A 20,562-nucleotide genomic window follows, 5' to 3' on the forward strand; every position below is an offset into this window, starting at 1 on the left:
GGCCGTACACGACGCGCTGGTGCAAGGACTCATTGCTCTCGAAACACATCAGCAAAGAACCCAGTCAATGACAGGCTTGATTGGGTTACTTCTATATCCTTGAGGGCAAATTAGTGCATCAGGCGAGCCGATAGCGCATTGCGCCGTCTTCGTCTTCTGCAGACACGATTTCCCCACGCTGGTCGAGATAGTTTAGGTGGGCGAGCGTCTCTCCGGTCGCGAGGTTGAGGTGCATTTGCTCCGCAACAATGGACGAACGGTACAGGGCGCGAACCAGGTCGATGACCCTCAGAGGCTGCGCAAGTTGTTGCCTGACGCGGTCGGTGCCTCTGACGGTGCTCGCACGCAGTTGCTCCAACCGTAGGTGCAGGCCATGGAAAGGTTCGTTGTGGGCAGGCAGAATCAGGGCGCTCCCAGGTACGCGTTGCATCAACCGGTCGATGGAATCGAGCCAACCCTGCAGAGGATTCGCATGCGGCTCGGTGGCGTACACGGAGGTATTGGAACTGATCCTGGGAAGAACCTGATCCCCCGATATCAGCAAATCCAGTTCGCGCGAGTAGAAGCACGCGTGCTCGGGGGAATGTCCTGTGCCGACGATGACTTCCCATTCCTGGTCCCCGATCCGCAACATCTGGCCATCCGTGAGCCGCACAAAGCTGTCAGGCAATGGATGGATCATTTTACCGAAGTCACCGAACCGGGTGCGGTACTCATCCACCTCGGTGTCGCTCCATCCGGCCCTCCGATAGAAGCGAACGCCATCGACTGGCGCTTCCCGCCCCGTATCGGCAAGCATCACCCGACAGCTCAAATACTCGTCTCGTGTCATCCAAAGCGCGCATTCGAAGCGACGTGTCAACCATCCCGCCATGCCCACATGATCCGGGTGCATGTGCGTCGCTATCACACGGGAGATGGGTCGGCCGGCTAGCGGCCCCTGCGGAGCGAGCAAGGCGAGCCACGCGTTCCTGACGTCCACGCTGCGAATGCCCGTGTCCACGACCGCCCAACCAGGACCGTCGCTCAATGCCCAGAGGTTGATGTGATCCAGGGAAAACGGCAGCGGCATGCGCAGCCACAGCACACCAGGCTTGATTTCCGTGGCTTGGCCAGGGAGTGGGAGATCCGAGAACGGATACGAGAGTGCCGGGGCTGCGTCGGTCATGATGCTTGATTTACATTCTGGCAGTGCTGCTCCTAATGGCGCAGAGCCATCACTCCTATGCAGTGCGAGCTCAGTTTTAGCTTAGGAAGCTTAGAAGTCAGCCTCAACGGTGGCAATGACGAATGACCTCGATAGGCTGACGGAAAGCGTTCTGCTTCCTGGCGCAGCCTGTCGCTGCGCTGCCGTCGGTGCAACTGCCAGGGCTGCAAACAGTCTCTTGAGCGCACGAGAGCCTCGCTCGATGTGGGCCAAGACCCGGCAGCTATGAAGGCGCCGATCTTCTCGGTGGTCGGCTACAGCCTCGTGGCCGTGCCGGAATTGGTCGAATGCCTCTATGTAGGGTGCTGCGGGCTACGCGAGCGGGCGCGGTAGGCTCCCGGCGCGCTGCCGGTCCAGACCTTGAATGCGCGCTGGAAGGCGGTGCTGTCGGTGAAGCCCAGGTCGGCGGCGATGGCGATGAGCGAGGCTTCGCTGCTGGTTAGGCGCACGATCGCCATGTCGCGCCGCAGTTGGTCCTTCAGTGCCTGGAAGGAAGTGCCCTCGGTGGCCAGGTGCCGCTGCAACGCACTCACCGACATATGCAGGCGCTGCGCGGTGACGGGCAGGTCGGGCCATTCGGGGTTGGCCAGCTGCAGCACCATGCGGACCCGCGCGCTGGCGCTGCGCTCGTTCAGGTGCGGCCCCACCACGTTGCCCGGCGTGGCGCGCAGAAAGGACTGCAGCGCGTCCCGATCGCGCCGCACCGGCAGTTTGAAGGCGTCGGCGTCGAACCAGGCGGCCGTGCGCGGCTGCCCGAAGCACAGCGAACCGGAAAAGATGCGCCCGTAGCTCATCGCATGGAGCGGCAGCGCAAAATTGAAGTCGAATCGCTGCGGCACCAGCCGGCCGCCGTGCAGCCACAGCAACAAGCGCCAGAACACGCGCAGCAGATGTGCATGAAGGAATTCGGCATGTGCGCCCGGGCCGCCGCGCATCTCCAGCGCGAAGCCCCCCAGCGCGCCCTCGGTCACGGGCACCAGCGTCACGTCGTCCTGCAGCAGGGCGAAGGATTCGCTCAGGCGACGCAGGGCGCATGACAACGAATGGGCAGTGAACGCGCTGCGCACCATTAGCGCGAAGCTGCCCGGGCGCATGGGTCGCTCATGTAGGTAGCCCAGGCACTCGTCGTTCAGGCTGTCCTTGACAGCGATAAATAGCGCGTTGAACTGCTCCACGGTTACGCGCGAATCCTCGAGCTCCAGCAGCGATTCGCTGATGCCGGCGCGCCCCAGCACGCCCTTCAGCCATTCTTGCGTGGCCAGCCCCTTGCCGCGCGCGCCGTCCAGCAGGCCATGCACGGCAAAGATAGGAGCGGTGAAGACGGGTTGCAGCATTGCGTGTGATCGAAGGAGCCAACGCCGGTCGCGCGGGCCAAAAGAAGTTATTTGTCAGTTGATTGAGGCAATCCGCTATCGCCCTTGCAGGGGCCAATTATTACGATTGTCGCATCCCCAAAAACACTTCGGCAGTGGCGCTGTGCGGAACGCCCGGTGCGGGGTCAGAAGCCAACATACAAGGAGACATGCCCATGCTGCCACAGCTGTATCGCCACGCCTGGATGGACCACGAGATCGACGCTTTTCGCGAGCAGGTGCGTCGCTACGTTGCCGCCGAATTCACTCCCCGGCTCGACGAATGGCGCCGCCAGGGCTACATCCCGCGCGAGGTCTGGCGTCTGTTCGGCGGGATGAGCTTTCTGCTGCCCGAGATGCCCGAGACCTATGGTGGTGCCGGCGCCAGCCTCGCCTACCAGCTGGTGGTGCAGGACGAACTGGCCAAGGCCGAGATGCCGGTCAATATCGCGGTGCACACCATCGCTTCGCATTACATCCTGGACTTTGGCACCGAAGCGCAAAAGCAGCGCTGGCTGCCCAAGGTGACGAACGGCGAGATGCTGGCCGCAATCGCGATGACCGAGCCGGGCTGCGGCTCGGATCTGAAGGCCATCTCCACCCGGGCCCGGCGCGACGGCGACTACTACGTGATCGACGGCGCCAAGACCTTCATCACCAACGGCTTCACCGGAAACCTGCTGATCGTCGCGGCGCGCACCAGTGGCGCGGGCAGCAAAGGGGTGTCGCTGTTCGTACTGGAGACCGAGAACCTGCCAGGCTTTCGTGTGGGCCGCCTGCTTGAAAAGATCGGCATGCAGGCCTCGGACACGGCGGAGCTCTTCTTCGACAGCGTGCGCGTTCCAGCCGACCAACTGCTGGGGAGCGTTGAAGGACAAGGCTTTGGGCAACTGATGGGCGCGCTGCCCTACGAGCGCATGGTCATTGCAGTGCCGGCGGCGGCCGTCATCGACCGGGCGTTGGAGCTCACCATCGAATACACGAAGCAGCGCAAGATATTCGGTGCGCCTCTGTTCGACATGCAGACAACGCGCCAAAAGCTGGCCGAGATGGCGACCATCGCGCATGTGGTGCGCAGCTTCGTCAACGACTGTACACAGAGACTGCTGGACGGCACACTCGACAACGAGGCCGCCTACATGGCCAAGTGGTGGTGCACCGAACAGCAGTGCCGCGTGGTGGACGAGTGTCTCCAATTGTTCGGCGGCTACGGCTACATGGCCGAGTATCCGATCGCGCGGATGTATGCCGCTTCGCGAGTGCAGAAGATCTACGGCGGCGCCAACGAGGTCCTGAAAGACCTGGTTTCGAGGAAGCTGTGAACATGCCGCACACGCTGCAGTTGCCTCTGCACGGCGTCCGTGTGGTGGAGTTTGAGGGCATCGGTCCAGGCCCTCTGGCCGCCAGGATGCTGGTCGACATGGGCGCCGAGGTGATCGCGCTGGCACGGGCCGAGCAGGCTGCTGGGGCGCAGCGGCTGGGCGGGGCGGTGGAGAACCCGCTGCACCGCGGCAAGAAGGTCGAGGTCATCGACCTGAAGTCGCCCGGTGGCAAGGCGCGCGCACTGGAACTGATTGCCCAGGCCGACGCTCTGATCGAAGGCTTTCGCCCAAGGGTGATGGAGCGGCTGGGCTTCGGCCCCGCAGATTGCGCGGCGCTCAATCCCCGGCTGGTCTATGGCCGGATGACGGGCTGGGGCCAGGACGGGCCACTTGCCCAGGCCGCGGGCCACGACCTGAACTACGTCGCGCTGACGGGCCTGCTGTCGCTGTCGGCGCACAGGGGGCAGGCGCCCATCGTGCCGCCCTCGGTACTCGGGGACGGTGCCGGGGCGCTAGGCATGGCTTTTGGCATCGCCTGCGCGCTGGTCGATGCACGGGCCACCGGCCGTGGCCGGGTTGTGGACGCAGCCATCGTGGACATCGTGGCCATGCTGGGCACGCTGGTGCACTGGATTCGCGCCAACGGGCAGATCGACGGCGCACAGCCGAGCCCGTTCCACGATTCGCCGTTCTATGACGTGTACGTCTGCGCCGACGGCGGCTTCATCAGCCTCGGCGCGATCGAGCCGCCGTTCTACGCATTGCTGTTGTCCAAGTTGGGCCTGGCGGACGTGAACCCTGCAGACCAGTACGACACGGCGGCGTGGCCAGCGTTGAAGGAGCGCATCGCGGCCCTCATCCGCACCCAGCCCCAGGCGCACTGGTGCGCGCTGCTTGAAGGCAGCGACGCCTGCTTTGCACCCGTGCTCAGCCTGGCCGAGGCAGTGCGGCATCCGCACAACGCGGCACGGGGCATCTACCAGACCACCTCTTTCGGCGCCATCGAAGCGGCCTCGGCCCCACGGTTCCAGGCACTCAACGCAACCACCACCCAGGAGACAAAGAAATGACTGCTACCACCCACATCGTCCGCGGCTGCCCGTCCACCACGGGCAACGACCGCCAGCTCAACACCACGACGCTGATCCGGCACGCCGCGCGCACCCATGGGGACCAGGAGATCGTCTACCGCACACCCGATGGCGGCTGGGATCGCTACACCTACGCGGACTGCTACGCGCGCATCTGCCGCAGCGCCAATGCACTGCGCGCGCTCGGTGTCGAGCCCGGCGACCGGGTCGGCATCCTGGACTGGAACAGCCGACGTCACTTCGAGCTGTACTGGTCTATTCCCGGCCTGGGTGCTGTCATGTTGCAGATGAATCTGCGCCTGGGCCCAGAGGACCTGGGCTACGTGGTCGACCACAGCAAGGTGTCCTACGTTTGCGTAGACGAGTCATTGCTACCCCTTGCCGAATCCGTCGCAGCGAATTCGCCCCAGATCAAGGGCTGGATTGTCATGACCGACAAGCCGCTGGACCAGATCAAGACCACGCTGAAACCGCTGCTGCACTACGAAGACCTGCTGGCCGCCGCCGACACGAAGATCGACTGGCCCGAGATCGACGAAACCTCGGCCTACAGCGCCTGCTATACCACCGGCACCACAGGCAAGCCCAAGGGCGTGTACTACTCGCACCGCGGCATCTATCTGCACTCCACGGCCATGGCCACCAATCTGGGCATGACGCTGGACGACTGCGTCATGCTCATCACGCCCATGTTCCACGGGCAGTGCTGGGGCCTGCCACAGGCCGCCACGCTGCTGGCCGACAAGATCGTGCTGCCGGGCCGCTACGCTGCCGAAGACACCAAGCCGCTGGTTGACGCCATGATCGCTGAGGGTGTGACCATCACCAACGGCGCACCGGCCATCTTCCAGCCCATGCTGCAGTACATCGAGACGATGCAGGTCAAGCCGGACTTCAGCCGCATGCGCATGCTGTCTGGCGCCTCCGAGCCGCCGCTGTCGATGATGATCGGTTTCTACGACCTCACGGGTGCTGAGGTGGTGCACGCCTACGGCGCCACCGAAGCCACGACGCTGGTGACGATGAACCGCCTCAAGTCCACGCTCAAGAAGCGCTTGACCGAGGAAGAGAAGTGGAACCTCAAGCGCAAGCAGGGTCTGGTGCTGACCGGGGTGGATATTCGCATCCTCGATGCCGACGACAAGGACTTGCCGCACGACGGAAAGTCAGCGGGCGAGATTTGCGTGCGCGGCCCCTGGATCACGGCCAGATACCACGACATGCCTGATTCCGCAGACCGTTTCCTGGAAGGCGGCTGGTGGCGCTCGGGCGATGTCGGAACGGTGGACGAGAACGGTTACCTCAAAGTTACCGACCGCATCAAGGACGTGATCAAGAGCGGCGGCGAATGGATTTCTTCCATCGACATGGAAAACCTGCTCATGGGCCACCCCGCCGTGCGCGACGCCGCCGTGGTCGGCGTTCCGCATTCGAAGTGGCAGGAACGGCCGCTGGCCCTGGTGGTGCTCAAGCCCGACCAGCAGGCGACCCAGGAACAACTGAAGGAGTACCTGGGCAGCGCCTTCGCCAAGTGGCAGTGGCCGGATCAGGTCCTGTTCGTCGAAGCCATCCCCAAGACCAGCGTCGGCAAGCTCGACAAGAAGCGCATCCGCGCCGAGCATGCGGGCCGCTACGCCGAGTGAGCCAACCTTTTGAACCAGGAGAACAACATGAATGACCATGAACCCGTCATCGTCGGTGCGCTGCGCACCCCCGTGGGCAAGCGCGGCGGGCGCTTGCAGAAATGGCATCCCGTCGATTTGTTGGGCGAGACGCTGCGCCAACTGGTCGAGCACTCCGGCATCAACCCGGCCGATCTGGACGATGTGATCGTCGGCTGCGTGCTGCAGTGGGACCAGCAGCACGGCAACCTGGGCCGTCATGCCGTATTGGCGGCGGGGCTGCCCGAATCCGTGCCGGCGGTGACGGTCGATCGGCAATGCGGGTCGGGCCAGCAGGCGGTGAGCTTTGCCGTGCATGGCATCCGGGCGGGCGCTTACCAACTGGTCATCGGTGCCGGGGTCGAGTCGATGTCGCAGGCCCCCATGCCGCCGTCGTTCAAGCCCGGCGCGCCGCTGGGCTCGCAATACAGCCCGAGCGAACTGGCGCGCTACCAGGACAACCCGCTGATACCGCAGGGCGCTTCCTCGGAGTTGATGAACAAGCGCTTCGGTCTCACGCGCGAGGCCTTGGATGCCTTCGCCGTGCGTAGCCATCGGCGGGCCACCGAGGCCTCGCAGGCTGGCCGCGTCAGGGATCAACTGGTGCGGCTGACCGAGGATCCGGCCGATCCGGACAGCCCGATCGTCGCCGCCGACGAGGGCGTGCGCGCGGACCCCAACCCCGAGAAGATGGCCACGCTGAAAGGCGTGTTTGCCGCCGACGGCGCCACCACGGCCGCCAACTCATCGCAGATCAGCGACGGTGCCGCCGCGCTGCTGATCGCCAGCCGTGCCTACGCCAAGCAATACGGCCTGAAGCCGCGTGCGCGCTTCGTCAGCACCGCCGTGGCAGCCGCCGACCCGGTGATCCAGTTCACCGCCGTGCTCGACGCCACCCGCAAGGCACTGAAGGAATCGGGTCTGACCCTCGACGATATCGATCTGTTCGAAGTCAACGAGGCCTTCGGCGGCGTGCCGCTGATGTTTCAGCAGGAGTTCGGCATCCTGGACGACCGCCTCAACGTCAACGGCGGCTCGATAGCCATCGGCCATCCGCTGGGCTCTACCGGCGCGCGCATGCTCACTGACCTGCTGTGCGAGCTGGAGCGCCGGGGCGGCCGCTATGGCCTGCAGACGATTTGCGAGGCCTCGGGCACGGCCAACACCACCATCATCGAGCGGCTTGGATGAGCGGGGCCACCATGAGCGAAGCCAGCGAAGTGCTCGTCAGCCGCGATGGCGCCATCGCCACCTTGACCATCAACCGCCCGCGCGCGAAGAACAGCTTGAACCGCGCGGTATTCGATGGCCTGCGTGCGCAGCTTGTGCAACTGCGCGACGACGATACCGTGCGCGCGGTCATCATCACCGGCGCCGAGGGCGTGTTCTGCGCCGGGGCCGACATCACGGCCTTCGATGCGCTGCGCGCCGAGCCACTGCTGGGCGATCGTGCGGCAGCAGGCGGCCACTTTTGGTCGGAACTGGAGCGCTTCCCCAAGCCCGTCATCGCAGCGGTGGAAAAGCTCGCGCTGGGCGGCGGCACAGAATTAGCGCTGGCCTGCGACATCGCGATCGCTGGCGAGTCCGCCAATTTCGGTGTGCCGGAAGTCAAGCTGGGCGCCATTCCGGGTGCCGGGGGCACGCAGCGCCTGATCCACGCTATCGGTAAGTCCAAGGCCATGGCCCTGTTGCTGACCGGCGATTTCATCGACGCCCGCAAGGCTTGCGATGCAGGCATGGTCGCCGAAGTGACGGCTGATGGCCAGGCCCTGCCGACGGCGTTGGCGATGGCCAACCGGATTGCAGCCAATTCGCCGCTGGCCGTGGCGCTGGCGAAAGATGCGGCACTGGCCAGCTTTGAGACTCCGCTCGCGCAAGGCCTGGAGCATGAGAAGCGCAATTTCCTCGTCGCTTTGCGTTCGGCCGACAACCTGGAAGGGCAAGCGGCATTCCTAGGCAAGCGCACACCCAACTTTACCGGCCAATAACGCCTGTTTCTCACCCATCGAGGAAAAACCATGCAACTGAACTCCGACATCTCTGCCGTCATCACCGGGGGCGCTTCCGGCCTGGGAGCCGCCACGGCCCGGCGTTTGGCCAGCCATGGCGTCAAAGTCGCCATCTTCGACATGAACGAAACCTTCGGCCAGGCGTTGGCTAGCGAACTCGGCGGCGTTTACTGCAATGTGGACGTGATGTCCGAGGAGCAGGTGGACGCCGCCTTCGCCAAGGCCCGCGCGGCCATTGGGCAGGAACGCATTCTGGTCAACTGCGCCGGCACTGCCGATGCCGTCAAGACTGTCAGCCGCGACAAGAAAACCGGCGAAATCCGCCCATGCGCGGCAGATCGTTTCAATCGCATCATTCAGATCAACCTGGTGGGCACCTTCCGCTGCATCGCCAAGTCAGCTGCGGGCATGTTGACGCTCGCGCCGCTGGCCGATGGCGACCGCGGCGCCATCGTCAACACTGCTTCGGCCGCCGCGCAGGACGGCCAGGTCGGCCAGGCCAGCTATGCGGCCAGCAAGGCAGCCATCGTGGGCATGACCCTGCCAATCGCGCGCGACATGATGGACGAAGGGATCCGGATCAACACCATCATGCCGGGGATCTTCGGTACACCGTTGCTGCTGGGTCTGCCGGACAACGTCAAACAGGCGCTGGCGGCCAGCGTGCCCTTCCCCAAGCGTTTAGGCGACCCCGATGAATTCGCGCAGGCCGTCGAGTTTCTCGTTACTTGCGGCTACATGAATGCCGAGTCCATTCGTGTGGATGGTGCCATTCGCATGGCGCCGCGCTGACGCTGAAATTTTGATCAATCAGGGAACGTCAGCATGCCTGGAAATCCGGTAATTCTCGAAAAGAATGGTGCCGTCGCGACCATAACACTCAACTCGCCAAAAAAAATGAATGCGTTGAGCACGTCGGTCGTAAACGTGCTCGCTGGTGTCATTGCAGATGTCGAACGCGATGGCTCGATTCGAGCTTTGCTGCTGCGCGGCGAGGGCCGGATGTTCAGTTGCGGAGGCGACATCGAAGAAATGGTGGCCGCAGGCGATGCGTTGTCTACCTTGGTCGATGACGAACTGAGAGTGGCCGAAAGCATGATTCCTCAATTCGCCAGCCTGCCGTTCCCGGTAGTCTGCGCCGTACAAGGCGCGGTAGCCGGAGGCCGGAGGCGGTCTCGGGCTTGCCTTGGCCTCTGACTACCTGATTGCCGCAAGTGGGACGAAGTTTGTGGCGGCCCATACCGGCCTCGGATACGCGGGGGATTTCGGCATCAGCTGGCTACTTCCACGCGCAGTGGGTGGACGACGCGCACGAGACATGATCTTGACCAATCGCGTAGTCAGTTCGGACGAGGCCTTGGCCTGGGGATTGGTCGAGAAAGTGGTTCCTGGCGAGAGCCTGCTGGGCGAAGCGCGGCGTATGGCGGTGCAATTTTCGGTCGGACCAACGCAAGGTTATGCGGGCGCCAAGCGCCTGCAACTCGCTGCCTTCGAGAGTGATCTGGCGACCTCATTGAGGCTGGAGGCGGCCGAAATGAATCGAGCCTCGAAAACCACAGATTCGCTGGAAGCGGTTCACGCGTTCGTCGCAAAGCGAGTCCCGCAGTTTGCCGGACGCTGAACGGCTGTAGACGCATCCGGTCGGTAGGTGCTCAATCGCTGCTGGCGTCAGGTAACGGATAAACCCTGCTGCCGTCGGATTTGCCAGGATAGGGTGCCACCATGTACCTGCCCAGAAATCAGCATGCCGAGTCGTTGTTCGATGACCGGCGTCCATGGCACCAAGCTGAACCCCATACCATCATCGAGCATGGCAAAGCGGCCACTGGCGAGCATGAGGCTGCGCCGGTAGATGCCGGTCACGCGCTGGCCATCGGCCGCCAGACGGTGTTCCAGCCCGGTTTCGGTGGCAATATCCTTGGCAGCCCGAATCACATCCCGATCGCGTAGTGTCGCCAATAGATTGCGCGCGAGGATTACGCGCTGCCCGCGCCGCTCTGCCAGCCCCTGTTCGGCCAGGAATTCGGCGCGCTGCTGCATCGCCTGGTTGACCTCGCTGCCAAAGCCCAGGTTGCCCAGGCCCGAGCCGCCGCCGATCAACTGCTGGTCGAGCCAGGTGGCTCCGATCACGCGGGCCTGCCGCTCGATGGGCAGGTGCGATTTCAGCTCCACCGCCACGCCGCCCAGGCGCTGCGCATCGTAGCGACGGCCCTGCTCGGGCAAGTCGTCCGGCACCTTCCATAGCCCCTCGGCCACCCGTTCCACGATACCGGCACGGCGCAAGGCTTCCAGCCGGCGGACGTGGGACGCGACCACTTCCTGCGGATCGCGGCCGGGCACGGCCTGACCCTGCGCGATGGCAAGGTGGTGGTCGGTGCGGTACAGGCCATCGCTCGCCAACGCGGCGATGTTCTTGTCGGCCGCGCGCACGTCAGCCGATCTCCTTGCCTCCACCACGGCGCCGGTCGGATAGTTCGCCAGCTCGTCGCGGGCGTTGAGCGCAACGTAGTGGGCCTTGCCGTCCACGCCGTCGATGACCAGATAGCCCCGGTCGTGCAGTTCGTCGGCCAGCCCCTTCGCGGCCACGCGGCCGAGGATGGTTCGGCCATCGTCCCCAGGCTCGAACACCGCCAGTTCGCGTGGCTCGCCGCGCATGGCCCGCTGCATGGTGCGGATGATGTCGCCGCGCTCGCCCAGGGCGCGCAGGGTCTTTTCCGCATCGTTGTGGACGGTCCACGTGCCGGGCTGGGCCTCGTCGGCCAGGCCCAGGCGCTGCAAACGCTGCAACCTGCCGATCAGCAGCAGACGCTGGCGTTGCAGTCGGGGTTCGTTGAGCCGTTCGACATGCACCATGCCATCGTCGCCGGCCTCGCGCTTCAAGGTGCGATCCAGGCTCGTCCACCGCTCCTGATCCACCTCGCGCCGCAAGGTCTGCTGGATCTCCAGCTCGGTGCGCGGCCCCAGCCATTCGGTCGCCAGTTCGGCGGCGCGATGGCGGAACCCATCGGCGATGTAGTCGCCCGCGATGATGAGGTCTTTGCCGGTGTCGTCGCGCCCGCGCACGACGATGTGCGTGTGCGGGTTGTCGGTGTTCCAGTGATTGACGGCCACCCAATCGAGGCCCGTGCCAAGGTCGGCCTCCATGCGACCCATGAGGTGCCGGGTATAGGTGCGCAGGTCTTCCAGCTCCGCGCCATCTTCGGGCGAAAGGATAAAGCGGAAGTGATGCCGGTCGTCGGCGCAGCGTTCCTTGAACGCATCGAGGTCGGCGGCATCGGTCTGCGGCCCGTAGGCTTGGCCCGACTCGCCATCGCGGCCCACACCATCGCGCTCGATATAGCGCAGGTGCTTGGCAAGCGACTGCGGGCTGGCTCGGTGCTGATTGAGCAGCAGCGTCTTGATGGTCACACGCCGCGACATGGACGTGAGCTTCGCCCCCGCGAAGCGCGCCGCCGTGTGGCCGCGTCCCAAGCGTGAGCCGGGCCGCTGGCCGGAGCCGGCACTCTTGCTACTGCCACCAGGACGGCGCACCGAGGACTTACCGCCGCTGGCCTTGCCCGCCTGCTTGAGTACCTTGGAGACGAAGCTCTGGCCCCGGTTCTTCGGGGCGCTGGGACGGATGCGGAAATCGTCGTCGCGGCGGTCGGTCATGGCTGTGCTCCTTGCAAGTTCTGGCGTGTCCGGGCGTGCGAAGCACGCGGACATGCCCGCATCGGCGCGGGCTTCGCGCCCCACGCGGCACGGTGGCGAAGCCGCTGCGTGTCGCGCCACCCCCATGTGCAGACTGGCTTTGCGGGCCGACAGGTGCCGCACCCTTTTGTCTTGCCTTCCGCATTTGCCTCTCGCATCCGCTCCCGGCAACTGCGGCCCGGTGGCAAGGCTGCACCAGCAGCCAGCGCACCGGCGAACACGGCGATGGCCGCAGGCCAGCCGTGTTCGAGGCAAGACGCCTGCACGTGGGACGGCTGCGCCGGAGGCAGCGCGAAGTGCCGCGCGGATGCGCTCGCACTGCACGCACGACGACACCGCGACAGCAGCCCGAACGACACGCCCAATAGCACGACGATGCGCAGCGAATCGGCGGCCGTCATGGGCGCGACTCCAACCAGACCGGACGCGCAACGCCGATCACGGCGGCTGCGCTGACCGGCCCGAAATACCGGCTGTCGAACGACGCCGGATTGGTGACACTGAGCAGGAACAGCTCGCCAGGCCGAAGGCGGTGGCACTGCTGCCAGGATGGCAGCGGCCGGCCCCAGCGATCGGCAGACAGCACGGCGGCCGAAGGCACGCCGTCGATAAGGACTCTGCCGTCGGCGATACACACCTCCTGCGGCGCCACCGCGCCCACGCGCTTGAGCAACGGGATGCGCGTCGGCAGGTAGCCGCGCTGCGCAGCGAGCGCGGCAGCCTCGGCAGGCAGCGGCACCAGCACGATGCTGCCCACGGACAAAGGATGTGGCGGCGAGCTGGTGCGATGGTCGAGCGGATCGACGCGATACCAACCGACCGCCACGCTGTCGGACGGGTTGTAGGTCAGGCGCGGCAGTGGATGCACGAAGGACGCCCAGGCCAGCGCAGCGAGGCCGCAGACGGACAGGCCCGCCAGCACGATGCGAGCGCGCAGGCGCGAGCGAGGATGCGTGACAGCAGTGGAAACAGAAATCGTGGTCATGACAGCGCTCTCCCGGCCAGCCAGGCGGCGTGCCGCTCGGCGCTGTATTCGGGCAACTGCAGGCGCGCCGCGAGCCGGTTGCCCAGCGTGCGCCAGTACGCGGGCGAAGCGCCAGCAGGCACGATGCCCAGCGCCTCGATGGCGTCGATGCGTGCCAGCACCGCACGCACCGACTGCTCACCCTCGGCGTGCAGCAACAGGCGCGCGCCTGGCTGCACGCCGGGGATGCGCTGCGCGCCATCCATCGACATGCACGCCTGCATCACCATGAGCTGCCAGCGGATCGTGCCGTAGTCGTTGGCCTGCCAACGGATGCGGCAGAGAACCGCATTCGGAGTGAACACCGCGCAGCGGCGCCAGCGATCCAACCGGATGATGTGAGCAGGATCACCGAAGCGCAGGTAGAGGTCGAAGCGTTGGTCGATGTATGCGAGCGCAACGCGCGTCAGCGGCACGCCGTCGGCCACGCCGACAGGCGGGATGGACGGCGGTGCCGATGCAGTCGAAGTCGTTGAGGCGGACGTGTTCATGAGGACTTCTCCGGGAATTCGCGCTCCAGCAGCGCGCGCAGCAGATCGGCCACCGTCACGCCTAGCGTGAAGGCCGATACCTTGATGCGCGCCCGCATGGCGGGCGTGATGTCGAGGGTCAGGCGAGCTGTGTAGAGGTCGCCTTTCTGGAGGTCATCGGCGCTGCCCTGGCGAATCCACGCCTCAGCGTGCGGATTCGCGGGCGGACGCGCGCCGATACCGACGCGCTTTGCCGTGCGCTTGCTGGCGGGACTGCTCATGACGGCCACCGCAGCAGTTCATCGACCAGCGCAGCGATTTCGCGCGCGGCGGCGCTGTCCGGCGCCGTCTCGCGTGCAAGCCGGCCAGCGGCCACGCTGTCGGCGAACACGATGCGCTGATGCATTTCCGCGCGCAGCGCAGGCAGCGGCTGCTCGGCCAGCGCGCCACGTGCCTCGCGTCCGATTACGGTGGTGCTGACGCGCCGATTGATGACGAAGGCCGCGCGCAGCGCTGGCCGGAACACCTGCGCCTCGCGGATCAGCGCCACCATCTCGGCAGAAGCCCACAGGTCGTAGGGGCTGGGCTGAACCGGGATCAGCACGCGCTCGGCCGCCAGCAGCGCGGAGCGCGCCAAGGCGGCGATGCGCGGCGGGCCGTCGATGACGACATGATCGGCCCGCCTGGCGAGTTCTGGTGCTTCCTGATGCAGCGTTTCGCGTGCGAGGCCCACGGCGCTGAACAGCCTTGGCAAACCTTGCTGGCTGCGGCGCTGTGTCCAGTCCAGCGCGGAGCCCTGTGGATCGGCATCCAGCAGGATGACCGACTGCCCGCGCATCGCCAGCTCGCCGGCGATGTGGGTGGCGAGCGTGGTCTTGCCCACGCCGCCTTTTTGGTTCAGCAGCGCGACGATCATGGCCTGGCCCTCCGCGTTGGAAAGCCTGGCTGTTGCAGCTGGATTTCGGGCAGCGTGGTGGTTGTCCACCGTGGCGCGGCGCTTCTACTATCAGTTAGATGTTTTAAGTTAGGGAAGTTAAGGGAGGCCGAAACCCGCGCCAGCATTGGCTTTGCGGCCGATGGACACGCCTGATAGCACGATAGTCCCACGCCTGATAGCACGACACCGGGCACGCCTGATAGCACGAGTCCGTCCACAGGGCGCGCACCGTTTATCCCCGTGCCGCGGACGGCACGGGACGCCCTGGCCGGAACGTCAGCAGCTCGGCGCCATCCAGCCGCTCGATGCCCAGGACGTAGCCCGGTAGCGACTGCCGCGCCACCAGGGCGCGCAGGTCGCAGGCGAAGTCGTAGGGCTTGGCCGTGCTGCCCGACTTGCGGTGCAGGTGCCGGAAGTCGAATTGCCAGCCGCCCGGCTGTCGCCCGCCGTGCTTGCGCACCAGACGGTACAGCCACCGCTCGATCCCGCCCGTCAGCTGGAAATACGCCGGATCGATGGTCAGCACCAGCGCGGCATCGAGCACGCCCGCATAGAACCAGTCCGGCAGGATCAGCTCCAGCCCCAAGGGCGTGCCCTTGGCATCGGCCAGCTCCTTCCACTCGTTGATCCACGAGAAGCGATGCAGGCGCCGCCCAGTCGTCTCGCGGATCGACGTGGCCACCGTCGTGGATTGCAGGCGATCCAGCGCCGCCTTGAGGCGCTGGTAGTCTCGCAGCGACGTACCGCGCCCGATGAAGCGCAGGATCTCGTAGGGCGTGGCCTGCATCAGCCGCGACGGGCGCAAGCCCGCGTCGCGGGCTTCCACGATCTGCGAAGCCGCCCAGATCAGCACGTCCGCGTCCCAAATCGTGGCGATGCCGTGCTCCTGCGTGCCCTCCACGCGGATCGTCACGCCGCTGGCCTGGAAGTCGATGGGCGCCGTGCGCCGCGACTTTGCCAGCGAGAAGAACGGAAAGGCCATCAGGTCCTGGCTGTCGCGCGGCGCCATGTTGCCCGGCAAGGCGCGGAACAGATCGAGCTGTTCGCGCTCCTGCCTGACTGCCCCGGATGGGCTGGACATGGCGAAGGCCACCCGCACTCCAGCGATCAGCGCGCACGGCTGTCCGCCGAGTGCTGCTCGGCGTATTCGGGATCGGACGTGCTCTCGAAGCTGCGATCCGCAGCCCAGGCATCGAGGTCGGCCACGGCGTACATGACGCGGCGGCCGAACTTGCGAAACTTGGGGCCGCCACCCAGCACGCGCTGCTTTTCCAGCGTGCGCGGCGACAGCCGCAGGTAATCGGCAGCCTCGTCGTTGGTGAGATAACGCTGCGGTTGCGCGGCAGCGGTCGAGACAGTAGCGGCAGGCCGCAAGGGAGCAGGACGCATGGTGAGAACCTCCATCGGTTGCAGGGCTCCGGCCACACAGCGCAACCGGATGGAGGCAGTCTCAGAAAACGAAGCCCTCGTGCTCAGGGTCGTTTTGCGCTCTCTTCAAAACGACCCTTCTCAAGCGGCGGCAGTTGTGCTAGGCGGCGATAGCCGCCGCGCATCAGCGCATCGCCGCGCCGCACCAGGCGGCGCACCTTGGAGCGCAGGCCGCCGTCGCTGTACCAACCAGCTGCGGCATCCGCGCCGAACAAGCCTTCAGCTACGTCGCGTAAGGACGCACCCGCCAGGGTCGCATCGAGCGCCTGCAGGGTGTGCAGCTCCAGCAGCGCCGCAGGCGGTGGCCTGGGCCGCGCCATTGGCGCAGGCGTGTCGGGCACATGCGTGGTGCCGTGACCGCGGTGGGCGTAAGCCACGGCCATGCCGTCCTCCAGGCCAGGCGCCAGCGCATAGCGCAGGCAATGGCCTGAACTGCGCGCGATCAGCGCCAGGCCCTTGCCGTCATGCAGCAGCTGCTTGTGACCGGGGATGCACCAGAAGGCGAAGGCCGCAGCGTCAGGCGGCGGATCGGCATCCGGGTGGAGCTGCACCACGGCTTCATGGCCAGGCAGCCAGGCCGGATGCGCGTCACGCGCATCCAGGGCCGGGTCTTCCAGCAGACGCAAGCCCCAGCGATGCGCAGCATCGAGGCGGCGCGCACGGTGGAGCCAGTCAAGCCGGTAATCGGGATGGCGGCGCAGATACTCCCAGGCCAGTGCCAGCGTATCCAGGCACAGCACGTAGAGGTAGGCGGCAGTCGGATACCAGTGCGCGAGGTGGTGCGGTTCGGCCATGACGCAAACTCCCGTAGAGCAGGACGGCCGTCACCGGTTTCACACGCAAACGTCACCGCATCGAACTAGCATCCAATCGTGAATAAGCTGGTAGATTAGTAACTTGCGTGTCAAGACGAAAAGCATCCGATGGATTGCGTGGATCGTCTGAATGCGACGGTGGCGCGCGAGGAAATGCGGCCTCCTGCGATACCCACCGTGCCCGATGGCACGGCCGGCATCATGACTGTTTGCGTCAGGATGGCACCGGTTTGGTGCAACAGTGCGAACTAAGACCTGACAGGTCTGAAGCAAGACCGAAATAGTCTCAATGCGCCCGGCTAGACCGTGGCGCGAACGGCTCAATCGAGGACGGAACCGTTCTCCTTAGCCAGCCGCAGGTACTCCGACAACGGGCGCACCGCCCGGAAATACCGATCCCGCATGACGGGTTGCTGGCGTGGCCCGACGATGGAAGCCAGGTCGGAAAGTTTCACCGTCCCCAACTCGGGCATGCTGATTCCCAGGTCGATCAGGCCGTAGGCCGTGTCGCCATCGACGGGATCGAGCGAAGTCAGCAGCCAGGTGGCGTGCGCATCTGGCGTGAACAACCGCACCACGGGCAACGGGTCATTGGCCAAGCCAGCGGCCCGGACCCGGCCGTGTTCCAGCAGTTGCTTGCGCTCGTCCTCGGTGATGAGCCGGTTCATAGATACCCCCTCATTCGTACAAAACCGCCGAAGAGTGAAAGCGCAGAACCGTATCGGCGGGTTTGAGGAAAGGCACGCAAGCGGCTTTGCGCTTCCGTCCAAAACCGCAGATACGGATTTCCGTAAAAGCACAAAAGCGGTAGGTTTACATGAATGAACACTATAGGTTGTAGTCCTATAGGGCGCAATCGACTGTCATCTTGGATTTTGGGGAGATCCAAGGTTGGCAGCGAAACATACATTGTCGGAGGCACTAAAGACCATCAGGAAAGCGCGTGGATTGAGCCAGGAGGCGTTCTCCGACGTGTCCAGCCGCACCTACATGAGTACGCTGGAGCGCGACCTCAAAAGTCCGACCCTGAACAAGCTCGCCGAGCTGTGCGAGGTCATGGAGATCCACCCGCTCACGCTGCTGACGCTGGCCTATGCCGGCGACGACCTGCAGCAGGTCGATCAACTGCTGGCGCAGGTGCGCCAGCAGTTGGAGACTGTGACGAAGAAGAGTGACACGCCATAGCGTGCGACGTCGCTGGCGTGGCCGATCCGGCGCCGCCGGTTCGGGGACTGCAGGGGCGCCAAGCATCGCGCGGCGGGGATAGGCCGCAGGGCTTTCCCCGGGAAGCAAGCGAAGCGCGCAGCGCCGTAGGCGCGAAGGCGTGAGGGATTGAAGCCGGATGGCCGTGACGGCGAAGTCGGCACGGGGCGCAGCCCGCAAAGCCCGGCGGTGCAAGGCACCGACACGCCCGGCCATTCTTGCAACCGAAGGCTGCAACGCCCAGGAAGCAACTCGACACGGCGCAACCCAGGCGATGGTGTCGCCTCCTTGAAGTGCCGCGAAGGCAGCACTGCGCCCCGCCGCGGTGGACGGGGCGCTGGCGGCCGTCAGGCCGCCTGGGGCTTGCTGCGCGACCAGATCAAGTCGTGCGTGCCGTTCTCGCCTTCGATTAGCCGGGCATAGACCGTTGCCGGAAACGAAGGATCATCCAGGGTCACAGAGATGTACTCCCGCCCAGCTTCGCTGGTCTTCTTCCACGCCGCGCCGATGTCGTGACTGGCCGCCTGCAGGCGGAAGTCCGGGGCCTTCTCGTTGTCGCCCTTGTCGTTGGGCACCAGCTTGACCTTGACGTTGAGCGTCAGGGTGCGAAGCGTGCCGGTGAAGCCGTCTTTGTCTGCGGTGAAGGTGCCGATGTTGGCCATGATGGATCTCCTTTTGGTGGAACAAGGTTCGCGCCCATCGCGTCCTTGTTGTGATCCGGCCGGCGGGGGACGGGCGGGCTGCACCGCTTGCGGGCGCAACGCAGTGGAGCACCGGGAGGAGAAAACAATTTGGCCCGCGAGGAATCTGCGCAGCAGAGGGGAAATTGTTTTCGCTGGACGGTTGCAGCCATGAAGCCCGAGGCGCAGCCGCGCCACCGCCAGGATTCACAACAACACAAGGACGCCTTGGGCCGAACCGCACCGAACGGAGGCAGGGCCGGCTCGGCATCCCCGCACAAAGGCTGCACCGGCTCGCCCACTGACGCGGGCCAGGTCAACCACCCGACGACAAGCGAAAACGCCCCGGCCGCACCGAGCGGCGCCGGTCTTGAGGCGTGGCGTGGAAGCTCCATAGCGAGGCCGGGCGGGCTGTCCGTGAACCGTCCTTCGTGACGTGATGGGTGAGAACCTCCAGCGTTGAGGACGGCACCGATTCGCACAACCTGCCGCAGCAAGCTCCAGCGTGTTCGCCAACCCGTCCATTGCGGCGAGGCACTGGCCGGCCCGATCCGGCACAGCCGGTTCGGTGGTATCGAGGGGCGCCAAGCCTGCGCGGCGGGGATGGGCCTTGCGCCCATCCCCTGGAGGCAAGCGCAGCGCGCAGCGCCGCAGGCGCGAAGGCGTGAGGGATTGAAGCCGGATGGCCGTGACGCCGGAGTCGGCACGGGGCGCAGCCCGAAAGCCCGGCGGCGCAACTCGCCGACACGCTCACCTCACGCTGTCATTCTTAAAGCGCGCGAATGGAAACGTAGGCAACCTTCCCATCCGTGGAAAACCGCACTTCGTCAACCCAAGATCCAGCAACTCCGGGATGGTCAGCGCTTTCGAGCGTGACATTTGGCGGGAGACTCAGAACGCTTCTCGCAATCTCCCTAACGCGCGCCGTGTCACCGACAGAGGTGTTGAAAGACCCCCTGTCGTGACGAGAACCATCGTCATTCCATGAGGCCTGCATACCTTTTGAGCTGGTGTGCTTGCTCCTTGCAATGTGGATGTGACGTTTCAAGGGAATGCTTGGATTTTCCGGGTCAACACGGTACATCCAGTCTTTATGCCCAGAATGTTCCCATCGGCTTTCCAATGTGATTTGCAGGCCGCAGCGCTTCAAAATTTCCGACGTGACTTCAATCAAAATTTCGTCCGGATCTTTCTCTGCGTCAAGGTCCTTCAAAATATCAGCAAGCTTCATCTAGATTCCCTCCTGAAGACACTGTTTTACAAACATGAAGCAAGCAATATGAGGGGGCCAGCCGAAATCTCAATGCCGCACTGAGCCATTGCGAAGGCTGCGGCGTTCTGATTGGACTATTGGCCTTCAACACCGGGCGCGGCCACCGCCGCGCCCGGATTTTTTGAAGTTCACCGCGCCCAGGGCGGAACGGCCTGGGCGCGGTGTTGACGACGGTTATTCCTTCGTCTCGATGATCCACCACATGGCGCGCACCAAAGCGCGGCCCGTGATGGGGTGAATATCGGTGAGGTCTGCGCGGGCCGTCCAGCCCGAGGGCGGGCGGTAGCCGCGCACGTCGCCATCGCCGTGCCAGCGGCGAGCGCGTACCGTGCCGGGGGAGTAGATCGCCGCCATGCGCGGGCGGCTGGTGGTGGTGCGGGTCATGGGGGGTGCTCCTGAC

The 20,562-nt window shown here is 65.1% G+C and carries 23 protein-coding genes; 9 read left to right on the forward strand and 14 right to left on the reverse strand.

The window, feature by feature from the left end:
- Positions 1-118 precede the first annotated feature (118 nt).
- Together ACCQ08_RS14505 and ACCQ08_RS14510 are read right to left on the reverse strand one after the other, a co-directional pair.
- Positions 119-1,168 (reverse strand): MBL fold metallo-hydrolase, encoded by a 1,050-nt coding sequence (locus ACCQ08_RS14505; RefSeq protein ID WP_012436223.1) that lies wholly within the window; start codon positions 1,166-1,168, stop codon positions 119-121.
- 332 nt (positions 1,169-1,500) lie between these two features.
- Entirely contained in the window at positions 1,501-2,541 is a 1,041-nt protein-coding gene (locus ACCQ08_RS14510; RefSeq protein ID WP_027015141.1) for an AraC family transcriptional regulator, read from the reverse strand.
- Positions 2,542-2,735: 194 nt separating this feature from the next.
- Here ACCQ08_RS14510 and ACCQ08_RS14515 point away from each other — a divergent pair, with 194 nt between their 5' ends.
- Genes ACCQ08_RS14515 through ACCQ08_RS14550 form a run of 8 tightly spaced genes read left to right on the forward strand, consistent with a single transcriptional unit; the run spans position 2,736 to position 10,263 of the window.
- Complete coding sequence (locus ACCQ08_RS14515) at positions 2,736-3,881, forward strand: acyl-CoA dehydrogenase family protein (protein ID WP_035479518.1); 1,146 nt, start codon at positions 2,736-2,738, stop codon at positions 3,879-3,881.
- Between the two features lie 2 nt (positions 3,882-3,883).
- Positions 3,884-4,951: a CaiB/BaiF CoA-transferase family protein gene (locus ACCQ08_RS14520; protein WP_027015142.1), complete on the forward strand. Its 1,068-nt coding sequence runs from the start codon at positions 3,884-3,886 to the stop codon at positions 4,949-4,951.
- On the forward strand, positions 4,948-6,615 hold the full coding sequence (locus ACCQ08_RS14525; protein ID WP_035479516.1) for a long-chain fatty acid--CoA ligase: 1,668 nt from the start codon (positions 4,948-4,950) through the stop codon (positions 6,613-6,615). The genes ACCQ08_RS14520 and ACCQ08_RS14525 overlap by 4 nt, the downstream gene beginning before the upstream one ends.
- 27 nt (positions 6,616-6,642) lie before the next feature.
- Complete coding sequence (locus ACCQ08_RS14530; protein ID WP_035479512.1) at positions 6,643-7,824, forward strand: thiolase family protein; 1,182 nt, start codon at positions 6,643-6,645, stop codon at positions 7,822-7,824.
- On the forward strand, positions 7,821-8,621 hold the full coding sequence (locus tag ACCQ08_RS14535) for an enoyl-CoA hydratase/isomerase family protein (protein WP_034386985.1): 801 nt from the start codon (positions 7,821-7,823) through the stop codon (positions 8,619-8,621). The genes ACCQ08_RS14530 and ACCQ08_RS14535 overlap by 4 nt, the downstream gene beginning before the upstream one ends.
- A gap of 30 nt (positions 8,622-8,651) precedes the next feature.
- Positions 8,652-9,434 (forward strand): SDR family NAD(P)-dependent oxidoreductase, encoded by a 783-nt coding sequence (locus tag ACCQ08_RS14540; RefSeq protein WP_035479509.1) that lies wholly within the window; start codon positions 8,652-8,654, stop codon positions 9,432-9,434.
- A gap of 33 nt (positions 9,435-9,467) precedes the next feature.
- Complete coding sequence (locus ACCQ08_RS14545) at positions 9,468-9,839, forward strand: enoyl-CoA hydratase/isomerase family protein (protein WP_230965136.1); 372 nt, start codon at positions 9,468-9,470, stop codon at positions 9,837-9,839.
- Positions 9,829-10,263 (forward strand): enoyl-CoA hydratase/isomerase family protein, encoded by a 435-nt coding sequence (locus tag ACCQ08_RS14550; RefSeq protein ID WP_230965135.1) that lies wholly within the window; start codon positions 9,829-9,831, stop codon positions 10,261-10,263. The genes ACCQ08_RS14545 and ACCQ08_RS14550 overlap by 11 nt, the downstream gene beginning before the upstream one ends.
- Positions 10,264-10,310: 47 nt before the next feature.
- On the opposite strand, the gene ACCQ08_RS14555 is transcribed toward ACCQ08_RS14550, so the two are convergent.
- From ACCQ08_RS14555 to ACCQ08_RS14595, 9 genes are all read right to left on the reverse strand, one after another.
- Positions 10,311-12,293, reverse strand: coding sequence for a relaxase/mobilization nuclease and DUF3363 domain-containing protein (locus ACCQ08_RS14555; protein WP_012436214.1), 1,983 nt, complete (start codon positions 12,291-12,293; stop codon positions 10,311-10,313).
- Between the two features lie 436 nt (positions 12,294-12,729).
- Positions 12,730-13,317: a S26 family signal peptidase gene (locus tag ACCQ08_RS14560; protein WP_012436213.1), complete on the reverse strand. Its 588-nt coding sequence runs from the start codon at positions 13,315-13,317 to the stop codon at positions 12,730-12,732.
- The gene (locus tag ACCQ08_RS14565) at positions 13,314-13,847 is read right to left on the reverse strand and encodes a DUF2840 domain-containing protein (protein ID WP_012436212.1); all 534 of its coding nucleotides are present in this window, start codon (positions 13,845-13,847) and stop codon (positions 13,314-13,316) included. The genes ACCQ08_RS14560 and ACCQ08_RS14565 overlap by 4 nt, the downstream gene beginning before the upstream one ends.
- Positions 13,844-14,107, reverse strand: a complete 264-nt coding sequence (locus tag ACCQ08_RS14570) for a hypothetical protein (RefSeq protein WP_012436211.1) — start codon at positions 14,105-14,107, stop codon at positions 13,844-13,846. The genes ACCQ08_RS14565 and ACCQ08_RS14570 overlap by 4 nt, the downstream gene beginning before the upstream one ends.
- Positions 14,104-14,742 (reverse strand): ParA family partition ATPase, encoded by a 639-nt coding sequence (gene parA / locus ACCQ08_RS14575; protein ID WP_012436210.1) that lies wholly within the window; start codon positions 14,740-14,742, stop codon positions 14,104-14,106. Before parA ends, ACCQ08_RS14570 begins: the two co-directional genes overlap by 4 nt.
- A 253-nt stretch (positions 14,743-14,995) precedes the next feature.
- Positions 14,996-15,844 carry a replication initiator protein A gene (locus ACCQ08_RS14580; RefSeq protein ID WP_012436209.1) on the reverse strand — a complete coding sequence of 283 codons (849 nt, stop codon included), beginning with the start codon at positions 15,842-15,844 and terminating at the stop codon, positions 14,996-14,998.
- A 26-nt stretch (positions 15,845-15,870) separates the two neighbouring features.
- Positions 15,871-16,152, reverse strand: coding sequence for an AlpA family transcriptional regulator (locus tag ACCQ08_RS14585; protein ID WP_012436208.1), 282 nt, complete (start codon positions 16,150-16,152; stop codon positions 15,871-15,873).
- An 83-nt stretch (positions 16,153-16,235) separates the two neighbouring features.
- A complete protein-coding gene (locus ACCQ08_RS14590) occupies positions 16,236-16,985 on the reverse strand; it encodes a DUF2285 domain-containing protein (RefSeq protein WP_012436207.1) in 750 nt (249 codons plus the stop codon).
- A gap of 341 nt (positions 16,986-17,326) precedes the next feature.
- The gene (locus tag ACCQ08_RS14595; protein WP_012436206.1) at positions 17,327-17,674 is read right to left on the reverse strand and encodes a DUF2958 domain-containing protein; all 348 of its coding nucleotides are present in this window, start codon (positions 17,672-17,674) and stop codon (positions 17,327-17,329) included.
- Positions 17,675-17,897: 223 nt separating this feature from the next.
- Between ACCQ08_RS14595 and ACCQ08_RS14600 the strand changes: the two genes are divergently transcribed.
- On the forward strand, positions 17,898-18,191 hold the full coding sequence (locus ACCQ08_RS14600; RefSeq protein ID WP_012436205.1) for a helix-turn-helix domain-containing protein: 294 nt from the start codon (positions 17,898-17,900) through the stop codon (positions 18,189-18,191).
- Between the two features lie 365 nt (positions 18,192-18,556).
- Here the strand turns inward: ACCQ08_RS14600 and ACCQ08_RS14605 are convergent, their stop codons facing one another.
- The 3 genes from ACCQ08_RS14605 to ACCQ08_RS14615 form a co-directional block, all read right to left on the reverse strand.
- Complete coding sequence (locus ACCQ08_RS14605) at positions 18,557-18,871, reverse strand: DUF736 domain-containing protein (RefSeq protein WP_003056203.1); 315 nt, start codon at positions 18,869-18,871, stop codon at positions 18,557-18,559.
- Positions 18,872-19,658: 787 nt separating this feature from the next.
- A complete protein-coding gene (locus ACCQ08_RS14610; protein ID WP_012436204.1) occupies positions 19,659-20,120 on the reverse strand; it encodes a DUF6367 family protein in 462 nt (153 codons plus the stop codon).
- Between the two features lie 216 nt (positions 20,121-20,336).
- Positions 20,337-20,546, reverse strand: coding sequence for a hypothetical protein (locus tag ACCQ08_RS14615; RefSeq protein ID WP_012436203.1), 210 nt, complete (start codon positions 20,544-20,546; stop codon positions 20,337-20,339).
- Positions 20,547-20,562 lie beyond the last annotated feature (16 nt).

This window comes from Comamonas sp. SY3, from assembly GCF_041730275.1.
GTDB classification, from domain to species: Bacteria; Pseudomonadota; Gammaproteobacteria; order Burkholderiales; family Burkholderiaceae_C; genus Comamonas; species Comamonas sediminis.